Source organism: Vibrio sp. 811, from assembly GCF_033339195.1.
The window spans coordinates 1-684 of record NZ_JAWOUB010000436.1; the positions used below are offsets into that span (position 1 = coordinate 1).

A 684-nucleotide genomic window follows, 5' to 3' on the forward strand; every position below is an offset into this window, starting at 1 on the left:
TAGGCCAGAAACACCTAAGAAGCCAGAAGCTTTGTTCAGTGAGTTGAACACTTTCTCTTGAGACCAACCTTTCTTCAGAAGGTACTCAATGATGCCTGGGTCAAGGTCACCACAACGTGTACCCATCATTAGACCAGACAGCGGAGTGAAGCCCATAGACGTATCTACAGATTCACCATTGTTGATTGCACAAACAGAAGCACCGTTACCTAAGTGAACAGAGATGAAGCTCGATTCTTCAATCGGCTTGTTGATCATCTTCGCAGCTTCGCGACTTACAAAGTAATGACTTGTGCCGTGGAACCCGTAACGACGAATGCCGAAATCTGTGTAAAGCTCTTTAGCGATTGCACCAGTGAACGCACGTTGAGGCATTGTTTGGTGGAACGCTGTATCGAATACAGCAAATTGTGGAAGGCTTGGAAACGCTTCAACAGCAGCACGGATGCCGATAGCACCAGCTGGGTTGTGAAGTGGAGCAAGGTCTGCAAGCTTCTCAATTTCTTGTGTAACTTCTTCAGTAATACGAACGGTCTTAGTGAATTTCTCACCGCCGTGAACAATACGATGGCCCACAGCAACGATGTCTTGAGCTAGACCTAACTCTTCGGTTAAACCTACTAGTTTGCCGATAGCGATTTTGTGATGGCTATCGTCACCTTCGATGGAGATTTCCTTTTTTTC

1 protein-coding gene is annotated in these 684 nt (G+C 46.2%); it reads right to left on the reverse strand.

All coding sequences use genetic code 11. The features are described from left to right. A partial coding sequence (locus R7Q46_RS27335; protein ID WP_318078297.1) for an acetate/propionate family kinase occupies positions 1 to 684 on the reverse strand: 684 nt, incomplete at both ends.